The 1,831-nt window shown below is 73.1% G+C and carries 2 protein-coding genes; both read left to right on the top strand.

From position 1 onward, the window contains the following. The first annotated feature begins 20 nt into the window (after positions 1 to 20). A complete protein-coding gene (locus IG99_RS43270) occupies positions 21 to 1,070 on the top strand; it encodes a (R,R)-butanediol dehydrogenase (protein WP_037684518.1) in 1,050 nt (349 codons plus the stop codon). Beyond that, complete coding sequence (locus IG99_RS43275) at positions 1,067 to 1,828, top strand: SDR family NAD(P)-dependent oxidoreductase (RefSeq protein WP_037684519.1); 762 nt, start codon at positions 1,067 to 1,069, stop codon at positions 1,826 to 1,828. The genes IG99_RS43270 and IG99_RS43275 overlap by 4 nt, the downstream gene beginning before the upstream one ends. Positions 1,829 to 1,831: the final 3 nt, after the last annotated feature.

Genomic DNA, 1,831 nt, shown 5'->3' on the forward strand with positions numbered 1-1,831 from the left:
GAAGGGACCCTGACCCCGCGATGACACTCGCCGTCCGTTACACATCCGCCCGCACCCTGGACACCGCACCCGCCCAGACCGCGCCGCCCGGCCCGGGGGAAGTGGAACTCGCCCCCGCCTACGTCGGCATCTGCGGCACCGACCTGCACATCTTCCACGGCGACATGGACGCCCGGGTCTCCACGCCCGCCGTCCTGGGACACGAGATGTCCGGCCGTGTCGTACGCGTCGGCGAGGGCGTTCAGGGCTGGCAGCCCGGGGACGCGGTCACCGTGATGCCGCTGCGCTGGGACGACACCTGCCCCGCCTGCCGAGCCGGCCACCAGCACATCTGCCAGCACCTGGACTTCATCGGCATCGACTCCCCCGGCGCGATGCAGCAGCGCTGGACCGTACCCGCCTCGACCCTGATCCGGCTGCCCGACTCCCTCCCCCTGGACCGGGCCGCGCTCGTCGAGCCCACCGCCGTCGCCGTGCACGACGTCGGCCGCGCAGGGGTGCGCGAGGGCGAGAAGGTCGTCGTGGTCGGCGGCGGACCGGTCGGCATCCTCATCGCGCTCGTCGCACGCGGCGCCGGCGCCGACGTGCGGGTGGTGGAGCTGAGCGCCCACCGCCGCCTGCTCGCCGAGGAGCTGGGACTGGCCACCTGGGACCCGGCCGGCGCCGATGTGCGGGCGCTGGTCGGTCAGTGGACCGGGGACGCCGGAGCGGACGTCGCCTTCGAGGTGTCCGGCGCGGCGGGCGGCGTGGACACCGCCGTCGAGGTCCTCGGTGTGCGCGGCCGGCTGTGCCTGGTCGCCATTCACCCCCGGCCGCGTGAGGTGAACCTGCACCGCTTCTTCTGGCGTGAACTCACCCTGATCGGGGCCCGGTTGTACGACCGCTCCGACTTCGAGAAGGCGGTCGCCCTGGTCGCCGACGGGACCATCCCCGCCGAGCGGCTGATCAGCAAGGTCGTGCCGCTCACCCAGGCACCCGCAGCGTTCGAGGCGCTGGAGGGCGGCGGAGAGGTGATGAAGATCCTCGTGGACTGCACCAGCGACGACGACATCGAGGGAGCCGCCGTATGACCGCCTTCGACCTCACCGGCAGGCTCGCCGTGGTCACCGGGGCCCGCCGCGGCATCGGGCGGGCCATGGCCCGCGCGCTGGCCGAGGCCGGCGCGGACATCATCGGCGTCAGCGCCTCGCTGGAGGAGACCGGCAGCGACGTGGCGAAGGACGTCACCGCCGCCGGCCGCCACTTCGAGACGATCCGCACCGACTTCGCCGACCCCCAGGCCGTACGGGACCTGGGCGCGGACCTCGCCGCACGCGAGCGGCCCGTGGACATCCTGGTCAACAACGCCGGCACCATCCGCCGCACCCCCGCCGCCCAGCACAGCGACGCCGACTGGGAACTGGTGCTCCAGGTCAACCTCAACGCCCAGTTCGCCCTGACCCGGGCGGTCGGCGCGACCATGGTGGACCGCGGCCGGGGCAAGGTGATCTTCACCGCCTCGCTGCTCAGCTTCCAGGGCGGTATCACCGTGCCCGGCTACACCGCCGCCAAGCACGGCATCGCCGGACTGACCAAGGCACTGGCCAACGAATGGGCCCCGCACGGCGTCAACGTCAACGCCATCGCCCCCGGCTACATCGCCACCGACAACACCCAGGCCCTCCAGGACGACCCCGCCCGCAGCAAAGCCATCCTCGACCGCATCCCGGCCGCACGCTGGGGCAACGCCGACGACCTCGCCGGCGCCACCGTCTTCCTCGCCTCCGACGCCGCCGCCTACATCCACGGCGTCCTCCTCCCCGTCGACGGCGGATGGCTCGGCAGATGACCG

The organism is Streptomyces griseus subsp. griseus (assembly GCF_000720255.1).
GTDB classification, from domain to species: domain Bacteria; phylum Actinomycetota; class Actinomycetes; order Streptomycetales; family Streptomycetaceae; genus Streptomyces; species Streptomyces griseus_I.